Origin of the sequence: Tranquillimonas alkanivorans, assembly GCF_900115595.1 — a bacterium.
Classification (GTDB): Bacteria; Pseudomonadota; Alphaproteobacteria; order Rhodobacterales; family Rhodobacteraceae; genus Tranquillimonas; species Tranquillimonas alkanivorans.
The window spans coordinates 103947-125890 of record NZ_FOXA01000004.1 but is presented as its reverse complement, the minus strand read 5'-3'; the positions used below and the strand labels follow the sequence as shown (position 1 = coordinate 125890).

Annotated in this window: 21 protein-coding genes; 6 read left to right on the top strand and 15 right to left on the bottom strand. The window is 68.0% G+C overall.

Annotated features, from left to right (window positions below):
* Positions 1 to 47: 47 nt before the first annotated feature.
* On the bottom strand, positions 48 to 539 hold the full coding sequence (locus tag BM162_RS07180) for a component of SufBCD complex (protein ID WP_093420046.1): 492 nt from the start codon (positions 537 to 539) through the stop codon (positions 48 to 50).
* 158 nt (positions 540 to 697) lie between these two features.
* On the opposite strand from BM162_RS07180, the gene hemB reads away from it, so the two are divergent.
* Both hemB and BM162_RS07170 read left to right on the top strand, forming a co-directional pair.
* The gene (hemB, locus tag BM162_RS07175) at positions 698 to 1690 is read left to right on the top strand and encodes a porphobilinogen synthase (protein ID WP_093419766.1); all 993 of its coding nucleotides are present in this window, start codon (positions 698 to 700) and stop codon (positions 1688 to 1690) included.
* A gap of 232 nt (positions 1691 to 1922) precedes the next feature.
* Positions 1923 to 2480: a lipid-binding SYLF domain-containing protein gene (locus BM162_RS07170; protein WP_093419763.1), complete on the top strand. Its 558-nt coding sequence runs from the start codon at positions 1923 to 1925 to the stop codon at positions 2478 to 2480.
* Between the two features lie 69 nt (positions 2481 to 2549).
* Here the strand turns inward: BM162_RS07170 and BM162_RS07165 are convergent, their stop codons facing one another.
* The 14 genes from BM162_RS07165 to pyrH all read right to left on the bottom strand — a co-directional run bounded on the left by BM162_RS07165 (position 2550) and on the right by pyrH (position 16515).
* Positions 2550 to 4064, bottom strand: coding sequence for a malonate--CoA ligase (locus BM162_RS07165; RefSeq protein ID WP_093419761.1), 1515 nt, complete (start codon positions 4062 to 4064; stop codon positions 2550 to 2552).
* A gap of 261 nt (positions 4065 to 4325) precedes the next feature.
* The gene (lpxB, locus tag BM162_RS07160; RefSeq protein WP_093420044.1) at positions 4326 to 5480 is read right to left on the bottom strand and encodes a lipid-A-disaccharide synthase; all 1155 of its coding nucleotides are present in this window, start codon (positions 5478 to 5480) and stop codon (positions 4326 to 4328) included.
* Positions 5477 to 6301 carry an LpxI family protein gene (locus BM162_RS07155; protein WP_093419758.1) on the bottom strand — a complete coding sequence of 275 codons (825 nt, stop codon included), beginning with the start codon at positions 6299 to 6301 and terminating at the stop codon, positions 5477 to 5479. The genes lpxB and BM162_RS07155 overlap by 4 nt, the downstream gene beginning before the upstream one ends.
* A complete protein-coding gene (gene lpxA / locus BM162_RS07150; protein WP_093419756.1) occupies positions 6301 to 7098 on the bottom strand; it encodes an acyl-ACP--UDP-N-acetylglucosamine O-acyltransferase in 798 nt (265 codons plus the stop codon). Before lpxA ends, BM162_RS07155 begins: the two co-directional genes overlap by 1 nt.
* 5 nt (positions 7099 to 7103) lie before the next feature.
* Positions 7104 to 7556 carry a 3-hydroxyacyl-ACP dehydratase FabZ gene (gene fabZ, locus BM162_RS07145; RefSeq protein ID WP_093419753.1) on the bottom strand — a complete coding sequence of 151 codons (453 nt, stop codon included), beginning with the start codon at positions 7554 to 7556 and terminating at the stop codon, positions 7104 to 7106.
* Positions 7557 to 7624: 68 nt separating this feature from the next.
* Positions 7625 to 8356, bottom strand: coding sequence for an OmpH/Skp family outer membrane protein (locus tag BM162_RS07140; protein WP_218153076.1), 732 nt, complete (start codon positions 8354 to 8356; stop codon positions 7625 to 7627).
* Between the two features lie 2 nt (positions 8357 to 8358).
* Entirely contained in the window at positions 8359 to 10743 is a 2385-nt protein-coding gene (bamA, locus tag BM162_RS07135; RefSeq protein WP_439332821.1) for an outer membrane protein assembly factor BamA, read from the bottom strand.
* A gap of 137 nt (positions 10744 to 10880) precedes the next feature.
* Entirely contained in the window at positions 10881 to 11006 is a 126-nt protein-coding gene (locus tag BM162_RS23465; protein ID WP_281243775.1) for a hypothetical protein, read from the bottom strand.
* A 78-nt stretch (positions 11007 to 11084) separates the two neighbouring features.
* On the bottom strand, positions 11085 to 12434 hold the full coding sequence (gene rseP, locus BM162_RS07130; RefSeq protein WP_093419748.1) for an RIP metalloprotease RseP: 1350 nt from the start codon (positions 12432 to 12434) through the stop codon (positions 11085 to 11087).
* Positions 12435 to 12443: 9 nt separating this feature from the next.
* The gene (dxr, locus tag BM162_RS07125) at positions 12444 to 13613 is read right to left on the bottom strand and encodes a 1-deoxy-D-xylulose-5-phosphate reductoisomerase (protein ID WP_093419746.1); all 1170 of its coding nucleotides are present in this window, start codon (positions 13611 to 13613) and stop codon (positions 12444 to 12446) included.
* Complete coding sequence (locus BM162_RS07120; RefSeq protein WP_093419743.1) at positions 13610 to 14398, bottom strand: phosphatidate cytidylyltransferase; 789 nt, start codon at positions 14396 to 14398, stop codon at positions 13610 to 13612. The genes dxr and BM162_RS07120 overlap by 4 nt, the downstream gene beginning before the upstream one ends.
* The gene (uppS, locus tag BM162_RS07115; RefSeq protein WP_093419741.1) at positions 14395 to 15114 is read right to left on the bottom strand and encodes a polyprenyl diphosphate synthase; all 720 of its coding nucleotides are present in this window, start codon (positions 15112 to 15114) and stop codon (positions 14395 to 14397) included. Before uppS ends, BM162_RS07120 begins: the two co-directional genes overlap by 4 nt.
* Before the next feature lie 42 nt (positions 15115 to 15156).
* Positions 15157 to 15723, bottom strand: coding sequence for a ribosome recycling factor (gene frr, locus BM162_RS07110; RefSeq protein WP_093419738.1), 567 nt, complete (start codon positions 15721 to 15723; stop codon positions 15157 to 15159).
* A gap of 54 nt (positions 15724 to 15777) precedes the next feature.
* On the bottom strand, positions 15778 to 16515 hold the full coding sequence (pyrH, locus tag BM162_RS07105; protein WP_093419736.1) for a UMP kinase: 738 nt from the start codon (positions 16513 to 16515) through the stop codon (positions 15778 to 15780).
* Positions 16516 to 16608: 93 nt separating this feature from the next.
* Between pyrH and miaA the strand changes: the two genes are divergently transcribed.
* The 4 genes from miaA (at position 16609) to BM162_RS07085 (ending at position 21902) form a co-directional block, all read left to right on the top strand.
* On the top strand, positions 16609 to 17499 hold the full coding sequence (gene miaA / locus BM162_RS07100) for a tRNA (adenosine(37)-N6)-dimethylallyltransferase MiaA (protein ID WP_245759193.1): 891 nt from the start codon (positions 16609 to 16611) through the stop codon (positions 17497 to 17499).
* A gap of 356 nt (positions 17500 to 17855) precedes the next feature.
* Entirely contained in the window at positions 17856 to 19520 is a 1665-nt protein-coding gene (locus BM162_RS07095) for an ABC transporter substrate-binding protein (protein ID WP_093419730.1), read from the top strand.
* 120 nt (positions 19521 to 19640) lie between these two features.
* A complete protein-coding gene (locus BM162_RS07090; protein WP_093419726.1) occupies positions 19641 to 20687 on the top strand; it encodes an ABC transporter permease in 1047 nt (348 codons plus the stop codon).
* Positions 20688 to 20696: 9 nt separating this feature from the next.
* The gene (locus BM162_RS07085) at positions 20697 to 21902 is read left to right on the top strand and encodes an ABC transporter permease (RefSeq protein WP_093419723.1); all 1206 of its coding nucleotides are present in this window, start codon (positions 20697 to 20699) and stop codon (positions 21900 to 21902) included.
* The last annotated feature ends 42 nt before the right edge of the window (positions 21903 to 21944 follow it).

Sequence of the window (21944 nt, the reverse complement as noted above, 5' to 3'; positions counted from 1 at the left end):
GCCTGAGGTAACCGCGGAAGCCACGGTGTCAACGCACAAAACGCCGATCAGATGCCGTAAGGCCCCACGTCCAGGTTCACGTACATCCCCCACATCGCGGTCACGAAGATCGAGATCATGCCGATCACCTGCGTCACGCGTCGATGTGCAACGATCCGGCGGCGCAGCGTTTCACCGTGCATCCCTTGCGCGGCGATGGCCCGCGCGGTGAAGATCGACAGAAGGCCGACGATGGACAGCGGGAACAGGATCAGGAACAGCGCCTGCGCGAATTCGACCGTGTACCAGAACCCCAGCACCGCCAGCACGCTCAGCGCCATGCAGCCGATGGCGATCAGCCACAGCCCCGAGACGTCGGCGATGAACAGCAGCCGGTTGACGTTGATGCGCACCATGTCCTCTAGGTCGGTCTCGGACTGTCCGCCGTAGCGCTGCGCGCGGGCGACCATGTCGAAGGGCACGCCCAGCACCCAGTGGCTGCGCGTGGACCAGACGGCGGCAAGCCCGAGCCAGTACCAGAGGTTCGAAAAGGACCGCATGTCGATGATCTCGAACACGGTCGTGTAGAGGTCGTGCAATGCGGATGGTCCCCCGGAGCGTCGGCCGGACACTACCGCCGCCCCCGCAGGTTGACTACCCTTGAGATGACCGCCGATCCGTGTCACCGAACCACCCGTTGCAAACGGACACCGCACCCATGACCATCGCCCCCTTCCCCGCCGCCCGCTTCCGCCGCACCCGCGCCACCGACGCGCTGCGCCGTCTGACTTGCGAAACCGAGCTTTCCGTCAACGACCTGATCTGGCCGGTCTTCGTCCGCGACGGCGAGGATGCCGCCGACCCGATCCCCTCGATGCCCGGCGTCGAGCGGCTGACGATCGACCGGCTGGTGCGCAAGGCCGAGGAGGCCGCGGCCCTCGGCATCCCCGCCATCTGTATCTTCCCCTACACCGACCCCGCCCTGAAGACCGAGGGGTGCGAAGAAGCCTGGAACCCCGACAACCTGTCGAACCGTGCGGTCCGCGCGATCAAGGCGGCGGTCCCCGAGCTCGCCGTGATGACCGACATCGCGCTCGACCCTTACAATGCCAACGGCCACGACGGCATCGTGAGAAACGGCGAGGTCCTCAACGACGAGACGATCGAGGCGCTGGTGATGATGGCACTGGCGCAGGCCGAGGCCGGGGCCGACATCCTCGGCCCCTCCGACATGATGGACGGCCGGATCGGCGCAATGCGCCTGAGCCTCGAGGAGGCCGGGCACAAGAATGTCTCGATCATGTCCTACGCGGCGAAATACGCTAGCGGCTTCTACGGCCCCTTCCGCGATGCGGTGGGCGCGTCGGGGGCGCTCAAGGGCGACAAGAAAACCTACCAGATGAACCCGGCCAACAGCGACGAGGCTATCCGCCTGGTCGAACGCGACCTGACCGAGGGTGCGGACATGGTGATGGTCAAGCCGGGGATGCCCTATCTCGACATCTGCCGCCGGGTGAAGGACACCTTCGGCGCGCCGACCTTCGCCTACCAGGTCTCGGGCGAATACGCGATGCTCAGGGGGGCGGCCGACCGCGGCTGGCTCGACGGCGAACGCGTGATGATGGAGAGCCTGCTGGCCTTCAAGCGCGCGGGCTGCGACGGCATCCTGACCTACTTCGCGCCCGAGGCGGCGCGCCTCCTGCGGGCCTGATCCTCCTCCATCTTCGGTCCTGAAAACATCCTCGGGGGGAGCGCCCGAAGGGCGCCGGGGGGCAGACAGCCCCCCGTCTACCGCCAACCGCGCGCCACACCGACGATCATTATCACCCGCGCACATAACGCCGTGACTTGACACCGCCCCCGGCGTATAGTCCCGCCCACCGAAGCGGCCCGCCGAAGGCCGCCGGAACAGGCACGAGGCTGAAACGAGGGGCAGTTTCCCGATGACCATCCAGACCCGCCGCGGATTTCTCGCGGGCGCGGCAGGGCTTTCCCTGCTGACCGCCTGCAACAACGGCCTGTCGAGCCGCGGGGCAGACCAGATCGACGCGCGCGTGGCCGCGACTTTGAACTATCTCTACTCCACCTACCCCGCCACGCGCGACCTGCGTGACAAGGCATCCGGCATGCTGGTGATGCCGGTGATGACCGAGGCCGGCTTCGGCGTCGGCGGCGCCTACGGGCGCGGGGCGCTTCTGGTGAACGGGGTGCCGATCGACTATTACGCCGCGACGCAGGCGTCCTTCGGACTCCAAATCGGGGCGCAGCAATACGCGCACGTCCTGTTCTTCATGACCGACGACGCGCTCTACCGCTTCCGCAACTCGCCCGGCTGGGCCGCGGGTGCCGACGTGAAATACGCCGTGAACGATCGCGGCGGAAACCTCTCGGCCGAGACGACGACCTCCCTCGCCCCTGTCATCGCGGTGGTGTTCGGTCAGGCGGGCCTGATCGCCGGTGCTTCGGTCGAGGGCACAAAGTACACCCGCATCATCCCCTGAGGAGCTGCACCCTCGCCGGCCATGCTGGCGAGGGGCTCTTACGATCGTCGAGACCGGGCGCGCCGGGCTTCAGCCGCCGAACGTCTTCGCGAAGCGCTCGCGCAGCGCCGCCTTCTGGACCTTGCCCATGGTGTTGCGCGGCAGCTCGTCGATCACCACCAGCGACTTGGGCTGCTTGTAGCGCGCGAGCTCCCGACCCATCGCGGCCTCCACCGCCGCCAGGTCGATCTCGGCGCCCGGCTCGGCCACCAGAACGCCGACGGGGCTTTCGCCGAAATCCGGATGCGGCACGCCAACCACGGCGCTTTCGAGCACGCCGGGCTGCGCGTCGAGCACCAGTTCGACCTCTTTCGGATACACGTTGTAGCCGCCCGAGATGATCAGGTCCTTGTTGCGGCCCACGATCGTCACGTAGCCGTCCGCGTCGATCTGCGCGAGGTCGCCGGTGATGAAGAACCCGTCCTCGCGCAGCTCTTCCCGCGTCTTCTCGGGCATCCGCCAGTAGCCCTTGAACACGTTGCGCCCGCGCACCTCGATCACGCCGATCTCGCCCCGCGGCAGCGTCTCGCCCGTGGTCGGGTCGGTGATCTTCAGCTCGACCCCCGGCAGCGGGAAACCTACCGTCCCCGCCCGGCGCTCGCCGTCGTAGGGGTTCGAGGTGCTCATGTTCGTCTCGGTCATGCCGTAGCGTTCGAGGATGCGGTGATCGGTGCGAGCCTCGAACACCTTGTGCGTCTCGGCCAGCAGCGGCGCCGAGCCCGAGGTGAACAGCCGCATGTGCTCCGTCAGCTCGCGGGTGAAGCGCGCATCGTCCAGCAGCCGGGTATAGAACGTGGGCACGCCCATCAGCGACGTGGCCTTCGGCATGAACTCGATCAGCCGGTCCACGTCTAGCTTGGGCAGGAAGATCAGCGCCCCGCCGGTGGCGAGGATGACGTTGGTGGCTACGAACAGCCCGTGGGTGTGGAAGATGGGCAGCGCATGAAGCAACACATCGTCGGCCGTGAAGCGCCAGGTGTCGACCAGCACTTCGGCGTTCGACAAGAGGTTGTCCTGCGTCAGCATCGCCCCCTTCGACCGCCCCGTCGTCCCCGAGGTGTAGAGGAACGCCGCCAGGTCCCCCGCCGTGCGCGCGACCGTCTCGAACTCCTCGCCGGCGGCATCGGCCTTCTCCGCAAGGGTTCCGTCGCCGTTCGCGCCGAGCGTTTCCAGCGTCGCGCCGGCAGCCTTGGCCACCGGGCGCAGGTCGTCCGTCCTGGCCGGATCGCAGACGAAGACCCGTGCCTCGCTGTTCTCGACGAAATACGACACCTCGCCCGGCGTGTAGGCGGTATTGAGCGGCAAGAACACCAGCCCCGCCCGCACGCAGGCGGCATAGAGCGCCAGCGCATCGGGCGATTTCGCCACCTGCACCGCCACCCGGTCGCCCGGCTGCGCGCCCAGCGAGGTCAGGACGTTGGCGAAGCGTGCGGCGCGGGTCAGGAAGGCGTCATAGGAGACTTCGCCGCCGTCCGGCAGATACAGGAAGGTCCGCGCCGAGCCCGCGTGCTTGCCGAAGAGCGTGTCGTATAGCGGGTTCGTCATGAGCGGGCCTCCTCCGTCTGCCTTGTTCGGCCGCACTTGTGCGCGAGCGCGGGCGGGAGGTAAAGGGCCGGGCTGCTGCCGGGGCGCGTCACCGACGACTAAAACGACGAGCTTCAAAAGAGCAGCGTCCGCCCGTGGTGGGCGCGATAGCGCCCGCCTGGGGGTCGGGCGGGCGCTGCCCGGGCCGCTGCACGACCCGGGCGGAGAGCGGTAAATGCCCCGCAACCTGGAAGTGCGACATGGCGGCCCCGCAGCTCCCTGCTACGCCAGCCCGTCCAGCACCGCACGTGCCGCACGCAGGCCCGGTGCCTCTCCGCCGCGCCCGAGCGCCTCCATCGTCGCGTCCAGCGCGGCAAGCTGCTTCCCCGGCGCCTCGAGCGTGCGGTCAAGGGCGTCGGCGATGGGCTGCGGGCGGCAGGCCGGGCCCAGGAACTCGGGCACCGCCTTGCTGTCGGTGACCAGGTTGACCAGCGTCGCGCTGTCCACCCGCACCATGCGCGAGATGATCTGCCAACTGATCCAGTTCATGTCATAGGCGACGACCATCGGCGTGCGGACCGCGGCAAGCTCCAGCGACACCGTGCCGGACGCCGCCAGCGCCACATCGGCGGCGGCAAAGGCACGACGCTTGCGCTCGGCGGCCTGCGCCCGCGGCAGGTCGGAGGGGTCGAGCACCAGCGGCGCGCCCGGCCAACGCTTCACCTGCTCGGCCACGGTCGCAGCCACCGGCGCGGCGGCGGGCACGACGACGCGGGCTGATGCGTGCCGCGCCAGAACTGGGCGCAGCGCCTCGCCGAAGATTGGCGCGAGGCGCGCAACCTCGTTCCGGCGCGACCCTGGCAGGACAAGAATCATGGGCGCGTCCCCGATGCCGGTGTCGGTGCGGAAGGCCGCCGCCTCGGCGTCGCTCGCCACCGGCTCGGACACCACCGGGTGGCCCACGAAATCGCAGCGCATGCCGGCAGCTTCCATGTAGGGCGGCTCGAACGGCAGGAGCGCCAGCACCTGGTCGATCGAGCGCGCCATTTTCGCCGCCCGCCCCGGCCGCCACGCCCAGACCGAGGGCGCGACGTAGTGCACCGTGCGGATATCCGAGCGCGCCTTGACCTCGCGCGCCACGCGCAGGGCGAAATCGGGCACGTCGATGGTGATCAGCACGTCGGGCTGCCACTCCAGCACGGCATCCGCCGTCTGGTGCATCCGGCGAAGCAGGTGACGGTAACGCGGCAGCACCTCGGCGATGCCCATCACGCTGAGTTCGTCCATCGGGAACAGGCTCTCGAGCCCCTGCGCCCGCATCTCGACGCCGCCGATGCCGGCGAACTCCACGTCCGGGGACAGCGTGCGCAGGCCGGTCATCAGCGCCCCGCCCAGCCGGTCGCCCGAGGGCTCGCCCGCCAGCACGAACGCCCTCACGGCGCGCGGACCCACAGGAACAGCCCGGCCTCGTCGGCGGCCGCCACGGTCGCGTCGGGGTCCAGCACCACCACGCCCCCCGCCTCGACCACCACGCCGCCAAGACCGGCCTCGGCGGCGGCTCGCACAGTGCCGGGCCCGATGGCGGGCAGGTCCACGCGACGGTCCTGCCCCGGCTTCGGACCCTTGTAGAGCAGCCCGCGGCCCGCGCGCGGATCCGGGCGGCGCTCGGCGGGAAAGCGGGTGAGCGAAGCCAGCATCCAGTCGGTCCCGGCCAGCGCCTCGACGGCGAGCACCTGGCCCTGCGCCACGACACACCCCTGCCCCACATCCGCCGCGCCCAGCGTGGCAACGACATCGGCGGCCCGCGCCGCATCTGACCGCGCCCGGTCGTCAGGTTCGGCGCGGGAAAGGACACCAGCGGCGGGGAGCAGGTCCGGACGCAGTTCGTGCGCGGCCCGCACCGTCAGGCCCGCCTCTTCGAAGATCGCCAGCACCGCGCGCAGCGTCGTATCGTCGCCGGCCTGCATGGCGAGGGCCAGACGCTCGATCAGCGGAACGGACCGGGGCTCGACCTGCGACGGGTCGAGATGGGGCCGGTTGACCGAGCCGGCGAAGCAGACCTCGGTGACGCCTGCCTCGCGCAGTTCGTCCAGGAAAGACCCAAGCCGCTCCAGCCGGACCGGCGTCGCCTCGCGGTCCTCCGCGGCCTCGGACGTCACGCCCTCCAGCACGCACAGCCGCCAGTCGCGGCCCTCGGCCTCCAGCCGATCAGCCAACAGGACCGGAAGGCGGCCCGCTCCGGCAACCAGCGCCAGCATCAGGATGGGGTGAGGAAACCGCGGTCGCTCTCGGACAGAACGAAGCCCACGATCTCGCGCACATAATCGCTTTCGGTCTCGTCGCCCAGGCGGCGGGCGCGGTCCTGGAACGTGCCCTCGCCCTGCTTGAGCATCTGGAACGCGGCCCGGAGCGCAGTGATGTCCGCGCGGCTCACACCCTTGCGCTTGAGCCCGACCAGGTTCAGCCCGTCGAGTTCCCCGCGCGGGGCCTGCACCAGCGCGTGCGGGATCACGTCACTGGTCACCATGGTCACCGCGCCGATGATCGCGCCGGTGCCGATGCGGACGAACTGGTGCACGCCGGACAGGCCGCCGATGATCACGTCATCGCCCAGCACGCAGTGCCCGGCGAGCGCGGAGTTGTTCACCATGATCACCCGGTTGCCCACGTGGCAGTCATGCGCCACGTGGGCCCCGGCCATCAGCAGGCAATCGTCGCCCACGCGGGTCACGCCGCCGCCGCCGGCGGTGCCGGTGTTGATGGTGACGTGCTCGCGGATGCGGCAGCGCGCGCCGATCACGGCCTCGGTCTCTTCGCCCGCGAATTTCAGGTCCTGCGGTATCTCGCCGATCGTTGCGAACGAGAAGATCACGGTTCCGGGGCCGACCGTCGTGCGGCCGGTGACGACCGCGTGCGACTTGATCTCGACCCCCTCGCCCAGCCGGACGCCGCCGCCAATCATGCAGAACGGGCCGATAGTTGCATCTGCACCTATCTCGGCCCCGTCCTCGACGACGGCAGAGGGATGCACGCGGGCTGTTGGGTGGATCGCCATCGGGCTTACTTCGGCATGTCCATCATCGCAGTAAACTCGGCCTCGCAGGCCAGTTCCCCGTCGACGGTGGCGCGGCCCGAGAACTTCCACACCTTGCCGCCACCGCGCCTGGTCTCGACCGCCATCTCGAGGATGTCGCCCGGCACCACCTTGCGGCGGAACTTGCAGCCGTCGATCGCCATGAAATAGACGAGGAAGTTCTTGTCGGCCAGGTCCTGCCCCACGCCGACCATCACCGCCGCCGTCTGGGCCATCGCCTCCACGATTGTGACGCCGGGCATGACCGGCGCGCCGGGAAAGTGGCCCTGGAAGTGCGGCTCGTTGAAGGTGACGTTCTTGACGCCCACCGCGCTCTTGATGCCGTCGATGTCGCGCACCTTGTCCACCAGAAGGAACGGGTAACGGTGCGGGATGATCCGCTGGATCAGGTCGATGTCGGCGGTCTTGAGATCGCTCATGGGATGCTTTCCTCGGGCCTCGGCTTGGCCGGTTGCCTAGCAAGCGCGTGGCGCGGAAACAAGCGCCGTCAGTCCGGCGCGCCCGGTTCAGCCGGTGCGGCAGGCAAATCGGGCTGCCCCGGCGTCGCCGGTCCGCCCGGTGTGGCCGGCAGGCCGGGCTGCCCCGTAGTCGCCGGATCACCCGGTTCGTCGGGTGTCGCGGCCGTGTCGAAGTCCAGCGGCATGATCTCGCTCCCGTCGCCGATCACGCCGTCGATACGGGCGATGCTTTCGTCGGTGACGTCGATGGCGTCTGCCGACAGGAAGATTGCGCGCCGGTCGAGGATCGCCACGGCGCCCCGGTCGCGCACGAGGTCGCCCAGGATCTCGCCTACCGTCGCGTAGAACTGGCGCCGCGCCTCTTCGCGCAACCGCGATAGCTGCCGGGTCTTGGCGTCCTGCTCGGCCCTCAGGCGCTGCACCTTGAGGTCGAAGGCTTCGGCCAGCGGGCGAAACTGCGCGGGCGGAAGCGTGCGGCGCCGCTCGGTCAGTTGGCGTTCCTCGGCCACCAGCGCCGCCTCGATCTGGCGGTTTTCGGCGGCCAGCGCGGCCGACCGCGCCTCGATCTCCTCCTGCACCCGGCGGCCCCATTGGGACTCGAGGAACAGGCGGTCCTGGTCGATGGTCAGGACGGGCGATGGCACTTCAACCCGCTGCCGCGCGCCCGCGTCAGGGGCGCGGCGCGGGCCCACGTCCTGCGCCGCCGCGGGCAACCCCGCGACGGCCAGCGCGAGCGCAAAGGCTGCGCGGCGATGGATCATGATCAGAACTGCGTCGCGATCGTGAGGTTGAAGACCTGGGTCTCGTCGTAATCTTCCTGCTGCAGCGCCTCGGCCCAGTTCAGCCGCAGCGGACCGATGGGCGTATCCCAGAAGATCGAGAAGCCGACCGAGGAGCGCAGCGCGAAGTCGTCGTCGACGATGTCAATGCCGTCGGTCGTCGACTCGCCGCCGTCCACGTTGTCGAGCCCCCAGACGGAGCCTGCGTCAAGGAAGACCCCGCCCGAGATGCCGTACTCTTCCGGCAGCCCGATCGGGAACTCGGCCTCGAGCCGCGCCACGGCGAAGTAGTTGCCGCCGAGCGCGTCCTCGTTGGGCACGGCTGTGTCCCTCGGGCCGATGCCCTTGGGCGCGAAGCCGCGCAGTTGGTTTGTGGACAGGAAGAAGCGGTCGGTCACCTGGCTGTCGTCCGAGATCATGTTGAGCGCGCCGCCCTCGACCACGCCGCGCAGCAGCACGTCCCCGTTCCAGACCTCGCGCTGGACCGTGGCGCTGGCCTCGGTACGCACGTACTGGGCATCGCCGCCGACGCCCGCGAAGTCCTGTCCGAACTCGAGCAGGATGCCGCCATTCGGGTTCAGGCCGGAGCGGCGGGTGTCGTAGCTGTAGGTGTAGCCGATGCTGGAGACGATCTGGCTTCCCTCTTCCTCTTCGAGGATCGCGGACGAATAATCCTGTTCCGCCGGGGCGGCCGGGTCGAAGCCGTCGACGCCGTAGAGCCGCTCTTCCGACAGGCGGTAGCGGAGCTGGAGGCGCGAGTTCTCGCCCACCGGGAAGGCCAGCGCGGGGCTGAAGCCCGCGACCTGCGTGTTGTACTGCGTATTGTCCTGTTCGGCGATGCGGTAGAACACGTCGAGGCGCGCGGCCAGGTCACGGCCCAGGAAGTAGGGCTCGATGAAGGTGATCGCGCTCGACGCGCTGTCGGCGCCGGTCGTCACCTCGAAGCGCAGTGTCTGGCCACGGCCGAGGAAGTTGCGCTCGGCGAACGACACGTTCAGGCCGGGGCCGCTGTCGGCGCTGTAGCTGGCGCCGAAGCTGAGCGAACCGGTCGGCGCCTCCTGCACGTCCACGTCGACGATCACCTGGTCGGGCGCGGTGCCCTGCCGGGTTTCGACCTCGGCCGTCTCGAAGTAGCCGAGCGCGCGGATGCGTTCGGCGGCCTGCCGGATCTGGCGCGGGTTGAAGGGATCGCCCTCGACCGTGCGGAACTGGCGGCGGATCACCCGGTCGAGCGTGGTCTGGTTGCCCTCGATGTCGATCCGCTCGACGAAGATGCGCTCGCCCCGGCGTAGGACGTAGTTCACGTCGAGCGTGCCCTCACGCGCGTTGCGCGTGATCACGGGGTCGGCGCGCACGAAGGTCTCGCCCCGCTGGATGGCCAGCCGCTCGAGCCGGGCGACGTCGGTGTCGACGCGAGTGGGCGAATAGGTGTCGCCGGGATCCGAGGCGACCGCGCGGCGGTAGGCCGAGGCGTCGACGCCGGGAATGTCGCTCGACACGGAGACGTTGCCAAAATCGAAGCTCTGGCCCTCGCGGATGTTGAAGGTCAGGAAGAAGGCGTTGCGCTCGCGGCTGAATTCGCTGGAGACGTCGAGCACCTGGAAGTCAACGTAGCCACGCGAGGCATAGAAATCCTGCAGAAGCTGCTGGTCGAAGGCGATGCGGTCGCCCACGAACGTGTCGCGCTGGATGACCTGGCGCAGCAGGCCCGCCTGCTTGGTGGCCAGCACCCGGCGCAGACGGCGGTCCGAGAAGTCGCGGTTGCCGACGAACGAGATACGCTCGATCTCGACCACGCCGCCCTCAGCGATCTCGAACACCAGGTCGACGCGGTTGTCGGCGCGCTCGATTATCTTGGGCGACACGGTCGCGGCCAGCCGCCCGCGCTGCTCATAAAGCTCGACGATGCGGCGGGCGTCTTCCTCGGCTTGGCCGGGGTCGTAGACCCGGCGCGGCGTGGTCTGCACCAGCGCCGCCAGTTCCTCGTCATCCAGCCGGTTGTTACCCTCGAACGCGATCCGGTTGACCGTCGGCCATTCCTCGACCCGGATCACCAGCGTGTTGCCCTGCGGCACCAGCTCGACCGTCTGGAACAGCCCCGATTGCACGATCCGCTGGTAGGCATCGTTCAGCTGCGCGGCGTCCACGGCGGTCCCGCGCGGGATCTCGGCGTAGCTGAGGATGGTGCCGGGGCTCACCCGCTCGGCCCCTTCGATGCGCACGTCTGTGAAGCTGAAGGCCTGCGCCTGCGTCAGCGTCGGCACAACCGCCAGCGGTGCCGCCATCGCGAGGTACAGCGCTGTCGTCGCCATCCGCAGCGGCGCACGTTTCGTTTCGCGGCGCGCCGCACCGACTGCCGATCCCCGCATTACAACCACCCCAGTAAAGTTTCTGTTTGCGAACGTGAGTAGCCGTAATGCCACCCCTTGTCAAAATACAGAAACGGCCGCCCGAAGGCGGCCGCTTTGTCGTGTCCCGTGTGCAATCGCGGCGGAAAATTCGCCTGTCAGGGAGAGACGATGAAAGCGCCCGCAAAAAGCGCCAGCGCGAGGGCCGTGGCAAACATCAGCGCATCCCGGTTCAGGCCGAGGATCAGGGACAGGCCCCTGGCACTGCCTTCAAGATTATGCATGACCGCCTCCGTCCGTGAGTGGTTTCACAGAAGAGCTAGCGGCGTATTAAGGCGGAATAGTGACCGAAAGATCTTCACTTACGGGCAAAACAGGTCGTTGGTCAGCGCGAAGACCATCAGCGTGCCGATCAGCGCCAGCCCCACCGACATCAGCACGCGCATCGCCCGATCGCTGGGCGGACGGCCGGCCACGGCCTCGAAGGCGTGGAACACCAGGTGCCCGCCGTCGAGCACCGGAATGGGGAACAGGTTCAGCAACCCAACCGCCGTCGAGAGCACGGCGATGAACCAGATGAAGCTGGACACGCCCTGGCTGGCCATGTCGCCGCTGGTCTGGGCGATGGTGATCGGGCCGCTCAGGTTGCACGAGCTGATCGCGCCTACCGCCATGTGATAGAGGCCCGACAGGCTGGACTCCACGATCGAGACGGTCTGCCGCGCCCCGTAGCTCAGCGCTTCGAACGGGCCCGGCGTCTGGGTGGCCGGTTCGAAGAACAGGCCGCTGGTGATGCCGATCAGCCAGCGCGTTTCGAACCCGCCGTCGCCGGTGGGCAGGTCGACGCGACGCGGCGCCAGCGTCACCTCGGTCACTTCGCCTCCGCCGGCGCCCGGCCGCCAGACCTCCAGCAGCAGCGTTCCGCCGTCGGATTCGCCCACGACAGCGCGCAGATCCTCGAAGGCCGAGACGGGTTCGCCATCGACCGACAGGATCACGTCGCCCTCGCGCAGTCCGGCATCGAGCGCGGCAGATTGCGGGCTGACCGCGCCCACGAGCGGCGGATAGGGATGCGGGGCGCGCACCTCGATCACCTCGCCGTCGCGGCGCACCTCGTAAGGCAGAAGCGGCTCACGCGGGAGCTGCTCCATGTAGCCGTCCATCTCGTCCAGCGGAGGCGTCGGGTAGCCGGCGATGGACAGGATCTCGTCGCCCGGCTGAAGGCCCTGCGCCTCGACCGGAAGCGGGCGCACCTCGTCCACGGTCAACGGGTCGCTCGCCACACCGCTGAAGAACAGCGTCGCGCCGAAAACGAAGATCGAAAGGATGAAGTTGAACACCGGCCCCGCCGCGACCGTCGCCGCCCGCGCCCAGAGCGGCGCACCGTGCATCGAACGGCGCCGCTCCTCCGCGTCGAAATCGTCAAGCGCGGCCGCGTCACGCCCGCTCGACGGGTCGGAATCACCCAGGAACTTCACGTAACCGCCAAAGGGAAGCGCAGCGATCTGCCACTTGGTCCCGCGCTTGTCGTACCGCGAAGCGAGTACCGGGCCAAACCCGATCGAGAACACCTCGGCATGGATGCCGGACCAGCGGCCGACAATGTAATGGCCGTATTCGTGCACCGCGACGATGACGCTGAGCGCCACGACGAAAGCGGCGATGGTATAGATGAAGCCGCCGAAGGACGGGAGCAGTCCGATGATGTCCATGCGCTCGCTTTAGATGCCTTGTGTTCCGATGACGGCACGCGCCCTTTCCCGGGCGAGATGATCCGTCTGAAGCACCGTATCAAGAGAGAAGCCGGCGATTCCGCGGCACTCGTCTGACATCTGCGTCAGAACGTCCTCGACCACGCCGGCCATGCGCTGAAAGCCGATGCGCCCGTCGATGAAACCGTCGAGCGCGGCTTCCTTGGCGGCGTTGAAGACCGCGCCGGACAGGCCGCCCGCCGCCATGACCTCGCGCGCGAGCCTGAGCGCGGGCCAGCGCCCCTCATCCGGGGCGCGGAAGGTCAGCGCGCCGATCTTTGCCAGGTCCAACCGTTCGACCGGCACCTCGCGCCGGTCGGGCCAGTGTAGCGCGTAGCCGATGGCGTGCCGCATGTCGGGCGGCCCAACATGCGCCATCAGCGCCCCGTCGTTGAAGCCCACCAGCGCGTGCATCAGGCTTTCGGGATGGATCACCACCTCGATCCGCTCGGGCGGCAGGCCGAAGAACTCATGCGTTTCAATGACCTCGAGCGCCTTGTTGAACAGGCTTGCGCTGTCGATCGTGATGCGCTGGCCCATGTTCCAATTCGGGTGGCTCGACGCCTGCTCAAGCGTGGCGGTGGCAAGCTTCTCCAGCGGCCAGTCGCGGAAGGCGCCGCCGCTCGCCGTGATCACGATGCGCTCGACGGCGGCGATATCCTCACCCACCAGAGCCTGGAAGATGGCGGAGTGTTCGCTGTCCACCGGCAGGATGCGCGCGCCGTGGCGATTGGCCTCGGCCATCAGCAGCGGGCCGGCGCAGACCAGGCTTTCCTTGTTCGCCAGCGCCAGCGTCGCGCCCTGCTCCAGCGCCTTCAGCCCCGGCGGCAGGCCGGCGGCGCCCACGATGGCGGACATGATCCAGGCGGCGGGCCGCACCGCCGCCTCGCACAGCGCCTGCGCACCCGCGGCGACCTCGATCTCCGTGCCGGCGAGTGCCGCGCGCAGGTCGGGCAGGCACTCCTCGTGCGCGGTGACGGCGACCTGGGCACGATGCGTGCGCGCCTGTTCGGCCAGAAGCGCGATGTTGCGCCCGCCCGTCAGCGCCACGACGTCGTAGTCGTCCGGCGCGCGGCCGATCAGGTCCAACGTGTTGCGCCCGATGGAGCCGGTCGAGCCCAGAATGGAAACGCGCTTCATGCGAGCCCCGGAGGGAAGTCCACGATCTGCCCGACGATGAGCAGGAAGATCGACGCGCCGAGCATGCCGTCGAACCGGTCGAAAAGCCCGCCATGCCCCGGCAGAAGCGACGAGCTGTCCTTGACGCCGACACGCCGCTTGACCGCCGACTCGGCGATGTCGCCGATCTGGCTGGCCATCGAGATCGCGATGCTCACACCGATCAACTCCCACCCCGCGCCGGTCGCGCCGAGGAAGGCGAGTCCCACGACCGCCGCCGCGATCCATCCCGCGGCGGTGCCGGACCAAGTCTTTTTCGGGCTGACGCGCGGCCAGAACTTCGGCCCCCCGATGAAGCGGCCGGCGAAGTAACCGAAGATGTCGGTCGCTGCGACCACGATCACCAGCCACGCGATCCATGTGAAGCCGAAGTCCTGGCGCAGGACGTAGAGGCCGAACGCCGCCAGCAGGACCGACAGCGAGAAGACTGTGAACAGCGTGCGGTGCCGGGAAAGCTGCCCGAAGCCCACGAGCGCCGGCGCGACGATCAGAGGAAGCGCGAAGCCGCTCGGCACCAACTCGGCGATCAGCAGCGCAACACCGGCGACGCCGGCCAGCGCCAGCGCGGGCGCCTCCGCGTCCAGCATGCGCGCCAGTTCCCAGATCATCACGGCGGCCACGATCACGGTCAGCGCCAGGAACCATACGCCGCCCAGCCACACCGACAGGAGCCCTACTCCGGCAATCACTCCGCCCGAGGACAGGCGGACGAGCAGATCATCCCATTGTCCGGACTTCGCCGTCATGCAGGCACGGCACCGAAGCGGCGTTCGCGCGAGCCGTAGCCGCGCAGTACCTTGGCGAACTCGGCAGCCGAGAAGTCGGGCCAGAGCGTGTCGACAAATTCGTACTCGGCATAGGCCGACTGCCAGAGCAGGAAGTTCGAGATGCGCGCCTCGCCACTGGTGCGGATCACCAGGTCGGGGTCGGGCAGGAAGCAGGTGTCGAGGAAGCGCGCCAGCGACGTCTCGTCCACCGCTTCGGGGTCGAGCCGACCGGCCGCGACCTCGCGCGCGAGCCGCTGCGTGGCGCGCGCGACCTCGTCCCGCCCGCCGTAGTTCAGCGCGATGGTCAGGTGCACGCGGTCGTTCTTCGAGGTCAGAAGCTCGAGCTCGTCCATCATCCGCACGAGCTTGGCGTCAAGCCGCACCCGGTCGCCGATGAAACGCACGCGCACGCCTTCGGCCAGAAGGTCGCGCGCCTCTTTCTGGATATAACGGCGGAACAGGCTCATCAGCCCCGCCACCTCGTTCTGGGTGCGCCGCCAGTTCTCGGTCGAGAAGGCGAAGATCGTGAGGTATTTCACATCGTGATCGGGACAGGCCCGCACGATCTCCTTGACGCGCTTGGCGCCGGAATGATGGCCGAAGAGACGAGGCTTGCCCCGCATCTCGGCCCAACGTCCGTTGCCGTCCATGATGACGGCGACATGGCGTGGCCCCCGGCCCTGCGTGCTGCTCACGATGCCTCTCCCGTTCTGGCGGAGTGAATCTTGTGCAGGCCGTCAGACCTGCATGATCTCTTCCTGCTTGTGTTCGAGCGCCTTGTCGACGTTCGCGATGGCCTGGTCGGTCAGGTCCTGCACTTCCTGCGACCAGATCTTGTGGTCGTCCTCGGGCATGCCGTTGGCCTTGGCCTTCTTGAGCTGGTCCATGCCGTCGCGGCGCACGTTGCGGATGGCGACGCGGGCGTGCTCGGCATACTGGGCGGCCACCTTTGTCAATTCGCGGCGGCGCTCTTCGTTCAACTCGGGGATCGGCAGGCGGATGATCGTGCCGTCGATCACCGGGTTGATGCCCAGGCCGGATTCGCGGATCGCTTTCTCGGCCTTTCCGACCAGGCTCTTGTCCCAGATGTTGATCGTGACCATCCGCGGCTCGGGAACGTTCACGGTGCCGACCTGGTTGATCGGCGTCTGCGTGCCATAGGCCTCGACCATGATCGGCTCGACCATGGTGGCCGAGGCGCGCCCCGTCCGCAGCGTGGCGAATTCCTGCCGCAGCGATGTCATCGCGCCGTCCATGCGGCGCTTGAGGTCGTCGATGTCGAGTTCGAAGTCTTCGTCTGCCATGGTCGTATGCCTTCCTGCCGGGCCGGTTCTGCCCGCTTTTTGATCTCTATACCCTCAGGGGTGCACCAATGTATAGGTGCCGCGCCCCGCGAGGATTCCCCGGAACCCGCCCGGCTCGTCGAGCGAGAAGACGACGATGGGCAGCTTGTTGTCCCGCGCCAGCGCGATGGCCGAGGCGTCCATGACGCCCAGGTGCTGCTGAAGCACCTCGTCATAGCTGATCTTGTCGTAGCGGCGGGCGTCCTCGTGCTTGACCGGATCCTTGTCGTAGACGCCGTCGACCTTGGTGCCCTTGAAGATCGCCTGGCACGACATCTCGGACGCGCGCAGCGTCGCGGCGGTGTCGGTGGTGAAGTACGGGTTGCCCGTCCCGGCCGCGAAGATGCACACGCGCTTCTTCTCGAGGTGGCGCACCGCGCGGCGGCGGATGTAGGGTTCGCACACCTGGTCCATCGGGATGGCGCTGATCACGCGGGTGTAGACGCCGATCGTTTCGAGCGCGGACTGCATGGCCAGCGCGTTCATGACCGTGGCGAGCATGCCCATGTAATCGGCGGTCGTGCGCTCCATCCCCTGGGCCGAGCCGGCGAGCCCGCGGAAGATGTTGCCGCCGCCGATGACCATGCAGATCTCGACGCCCAGGTCGTGGACGCTTTTGACCTCTTCGGCGATGCGGGTGACGGTGGGCGGGTGCAGACCGTAGCCCTGATTGCCCATCAGCGCCTCGCCCGAGATTTTCAGGAGCACGCGGTCATACGTCCTGGCTGGCTTGACGCCTGTGGCCTCGGTCATCGATCCCCCGTCCGTGGTGGTTTTGCTTCGGGGCGGAAAATGTCGCAAAAGCCGCTGGACTGCAATGCGCGAGGACGGGGCGGAAGACGAGAGATGCCGGTGAACCACGACGACGTGATGGCCAGCGCCGCGGACGGGCGGCCGGTTCTGATCGCGGGCCCCACCGCCAGCGGCAAATCCGCGCTGGCCGCCGAGATCGCCGCGCGCCATGGCGGACGCATCGTCAATGCCGACGCGCTGCAGGTCTTCGCCGACTGGCGCGTGCTGACCGCGCGCCCCTCCGAGGCCGACGAGGCCGCCCTGCCCCACGCGCTTTATGGCCACGTGCCGGGCGACGCCGCCTATTCCGTCGGGCACTGGCTGCGCGACCTCGCGCCGCTCCTGTCCGGCCCGCGCCCGATCATCGTGGGCGGAACGGGCCTCTACTTCGCCGCGCTGACCGAGGGGCTGGCCGTGATCCCGCCGACGCCGCCCGAGCTGCGGCGCGAGGCCGATGCGCGGCTGGCGGAGGAAGGGCCGCAGACGCTGCTGGACGAACTCGACCCCGAAACGGCCGCGCGGATCGACCGCGCCAATCCCGTGCGCGTGCAGCGGGCCTGGGAAGTGCTGCGCGCGACGGGCCGAGGCCTGGCGCGCTGGCAGGACGAGACCGGGCCGCCGCTGCTGCCTTTGCGGGACGCATTGCCGGTCGTTCTGGACACTGACCGCGACTGGCTGAACGACCGCATCGCGCGGCGCTTCGACGTGATGCTCGAGGGCGGCGCGCTGGAGGAGGTCCGCGCCCACCTGCCCGATTGGGATCCCGCCGCGCCCTCGTCGAAGGCCATCGGCGCGCCGGAGCTGGTCGCCTGCCTTCACGGGCACCTGACGCTGGAGGAGGCGCGCGAGCGCGCGGTCGTGGCGACGCGGCAATACGCCAAGCGACAGAGGACGTGGTTCCGCAAGCGGATGCGGAACTGGCAGCGGATTTCGCTGCCGGTCTGAAACCGTTCCGCTTTTACCTCATAGGCTTCCACACCGATCTTCAGGTTACGCAATCGCTCCGCCGCGCCGAACCGGCGAAGGAACGCGGGGCAGCGTGCAGCCGCTCTCTTCTTCGACGGACGTCCGGACAGAGCATTTGCGCGTGCCCGGTCCGGCTCCAGGCGCCCGCGATGTCGCTTTTCGACAAGTCCTGCGTCGCATTTTTCCCCTACGACCTTGTTGATGCTGTTGACCCCGGTGCGCAGAACATGCGCAATTGGCGCACATAGCGGCGAGGCACCCTTGAACGCTGTACTTTGCGCGCCACCGTCAGCCTCGCGACGCACAAGAACAAGCATCTCGTAGGGGAGAGCCAGATGACACATCCGACCACGCCCGGCGGCCGGGTCCATCCCGCAGCCATCATGCATGCCGAGGAAGTCCGCGAGGGCAAGCTCAGCCGGCGCGAATTCCTCACCCGCGCCACCGCGCTTGGCGTGTCAGCCACCGCCGCCTACGGCATGATCGGCCTGCAGGCCCCCGCGAAGGCCTCCGAGCACGCGCAGGAGGGCGGTACGCTGCGCGTCCAGATGGAAGTGCGCGCGCTCAAGGACCCGCGCGTCACCGACTGGAGCCAGATCGCCAACTTCTTCCGCGGCACGCTGGAATACCTGGTGCGCTACAACAACGACGGCACGTTCACCCCGATGCTGCTCGAAGGCTGGGAGGTGAACGACGACGCCACACAATACAGCCTGCGCGTCCGCCCGAACGTGACCTGGAACAACGGCGACCCCTTCACTGCCGAAGATGTCGCCCGCAACATCCGCCGCTGGTGCGAAAGCGGGGTCGAGGGCAACTCCATGGCGTCGCGCTTCACCACCATGATCGACGAGGAGACGGGCAAGGCCATCGACGGCTCGATCGAGGTCGTGGACGAGCACACCGTCCGGCTGAACCTGCCCGGCCCCGACATCACGCTGATCGCGGGCATGGCCGACTACCCGGCCGCCATCGTGCACGAAAGCTTCGACCCCAACGACGTGCAGAACGCCGTGGGCACCGGGCCGTACCTGATGGAGTCGCTCGAGGTTGGCGTGAAGGGCGTTCTGGTGCGCAACCCCGATCACACCTGGTGGGGCACCGACGTTTTCGGAGGGCCGTACCTCGATACCATCGAGTACATCGACTACGGCCAGGACCCGGCGGCGTGGGTCGCCGCGGCCGAGGCCGAGGAAGTCGACATGTTCTACGAAACCGTGGGCGACTTCATCGACATCATGGACGCCATCGGCTGGGTGAAGTCCGAGATCGTTACAGGTGCAACCATCACCATCCGGCCCAACCAGCTGGCCGAGGTGGACGGGATGCGCCCCTACGAGGACGTGCGCGTGCGCAACGCGCTGCAACTGGCGACGAACAACGCCATCTGCCTGGAACTCGGCTATTCCAACCGCGGCATCGCGGCGGAAAACCACCACGTCGCGCCGGTCCACCCCGAATACGCCGAACTGCCGCCGATCGAGTACAATCCCGACCGGGCGCTCGAACTGCTGCAGGAGGCCGGCATGGCCGACTATGAGCACGAGCTGATCTCGATCGACGACGACTGGCGGAAGAACACGACCGACGCCGTGGCCGCGCAGCTGCGCGACGCCGGCATCCCGGTGCGCCGCACGATCCTGCCCGGCTCGACCTTCTGGAACGACTGGACAAAATATCCCTTCAGCTCGACCAACTGGAACCACCGCCCGCTGGGCGTGCAGGTGATGGGCCTGGCCTATCGCTCGGGCGGGGCGTGGAACGAGACGGGCTTCTCGAACGAGGAATTCGACCAGACGCTGGTTGAGGCGCTGGCCATCGCCGACGCCGACGCGCGACGCGAGAAATCGCGCCGCCTGCAGCAAATCATGCAGGAGCAGGGCGTGACCATCCAGCCCTACTGGCGTTCGCTCTACCGCCACCACGTCGAGGGGCTGGTGGGCGCCGACATGCACATCACCTTCGAGATCTATCCGCAGCAACTGGGCTTCGCGGCCTGACCTCAGGGTTGATCACGGGCCGTTCCCACGGGGACGGCCCGGCTTCCGGCGGCCGTCCCGGCCCGGCGGCGCGTCCCGCGTCCGCCGTGGCCTGCGGCCTGCGCGGCGACGGGGACTGACATGGGCACTTTCATCCTGAGGCGCGTCTGGGTGATGATCCTGACGGCGCTTTGCCTTACATTCATCGTCTTCTTCCTGACGAACCTCTACCCGAACCTGGAAAAGCTTGCGAAGACGCAGGGCAACGTCCGGATGTCGGACGAGCAGGTCCAGACATGGCTGGAGACGCGAGGCTACCTTCAGCCGCTGCCGGTGAAGTACGGGCAATGGCTGGGCGTGCTGCCGGGCTGGCAGGGCGTGACGACGGACGGCCGTGCGGTCGGGCAATGCCTCGAGCCGGGGAGGCCGCCCGAGGCCGCGCCACGCTTCTGCGGCGTGTTGCAGGGCGACTGGGGCAACTCGTCGGTGTTCAAGGAGCCGGTCTGGGACATTGTCTCGAAACGGCTGGGGCTAACCGGCAAGCTGATGTTCTGGGTGATGGTGCTGATGGTGCCCTCGGCCCTGTTGCTGGGCGTGCTGGCGGGGATGCGCGAGGGATCTCGCACCGACCGCACCCTGTCGACCTTCGCCATCACCACGACGGCGACGCCGGAATACGTCTCTGGCGTGATCCTGATCGCCGTCTTCGCCTCGTCCGCCGTGGGGCTGAAGTGGTTCAAGGGCACCGCGACCAGCGCGATGGAGGATGCGACGTTCGAGAACTTCTTCCTGCCCGTGCTGACCATCGCGCTTTACGGCATGGGCTACATCGCCCGGATGACGCGGGCGAGCATGGCCGAGGTGATGACCCAGCAATACATCCGCACCGCGCGGCTCAAGGGCGTGAGCTTTCCCAACATCGTTCTGAAGCACGCGCTGCGAAACGCCCTGATCGCACCCTTCACCGTCATCATGCTGCAGTTTCCGTGGCTGCTGAACGGCGTGGTGATCGTCGAGACGCTGTTCAACTACAAGGGCTTCGGCTGGACGCTGGTGCAGGCGGCGGGAAATAACGACATCGAGCTGCTTCTGGGCGTGTCGGTCGTGTCGGTCTTCGTGGTGCTGGTGACGCAGCTGATCTCCGACATCGTCTACGTCTACCTCAACCCGCGCATCAAGGTGGCCTGAGGAGGGATGATGGAACCGCTGAGCTGGGGCGAGATCGTCCTACGCATCCTAGGCCTGCTGACGCCCGTCTGGATCGGGCTGGTCGCCACCATCGCCCTGTCGATCGCGTTCAAGCGGCGGCTGGGGCTTTACGGCAAGCTTTTCGACAGCCCCATCGGCATGGTCGGTTTCGGGCTGGTGATGTTCTGGGTCTTCACCGCGATCTTCGGCGCGATGGACCTGATCGTGACCCACGACGCGCTGAGCCAGAGCGCGTCGATGAAGAACGAACCGCCCGGTACGCCGTATTCGAAGCTGATCGGAGACCCGGACCCGGACGCCTATCCCTTTTACCTGCTGGGCGGCGACAACCTAGGCCGCGACGTGTTCAGCCGGGTCGTAGACGGCGCGTGGATCGTGATCCAGATCGCGCCGCTGGCCACGCTCTTCGCGTTCATGGTGGGCATCACGCTGGGGCTTCCGGCGGCCTATTACGGCGGGCGGCTCGACACGTTCCTGTCGTTCCTGGCGAACCTGATCCTCGCCTTCCCGGTAATCCTGCTGTTCTATCTTCTGGTGACGCCCGAGATCGTGGCGACTGGCATCCCCAGCTACATGGCGGCGGTGATGTTCGTCTTCCCGATCCTCTTCGCCACGGTCCTTTTGAACTCGCGCTACCACACGCGGCCGTCGGTGCGCACGCCGGTGCTTGCGGCAGTCATCGCGGTGCTGGGCTGGCTTTACCTGTCGCTGATCTCGGAACGCGCAGGCGCGCTGGAGGTGTTGCCGTCGTGGCTCGACCTGTTCGACATCCCCGGGGGGATCCTCGTGGTCTTCGTCTCGGTCGTCTTCGTGAACTCGCCCACGGTCTTCCGGATCGTGCGGGGCATCGCCATGGACATCAAGACGCGCGACTACGTGGCCGCCGCGCAGACCCGCGGCGAGGGTGCGTGGTACATCATGCTGTGGGAGATCCTGCCCAACGCACGCGGGCCGCTGATCGTCGATTTCTGCCTGCGCGTGGGCTATACCACGATCCTTCTGGGGACACTGGGCTTCTTCGGGCTGGGCCTGCCACCCGAGAGCCCGGACTGGGGATCGACCATCAACGAGGGACGAAAGCTTCTGTCGATCTACCTGCACCCGGCCCTGCCGCCGGCGCTGGCGCTTCTGAGCCTGGTGCTGGGGCTGAACCTACTGGCGGACGGGCTGAGGGAAGAAAGCCTGAGGGACTGAACCGAGAGCCCCGGGGGCGCTGCCCCCGGACCCCCGGGATAT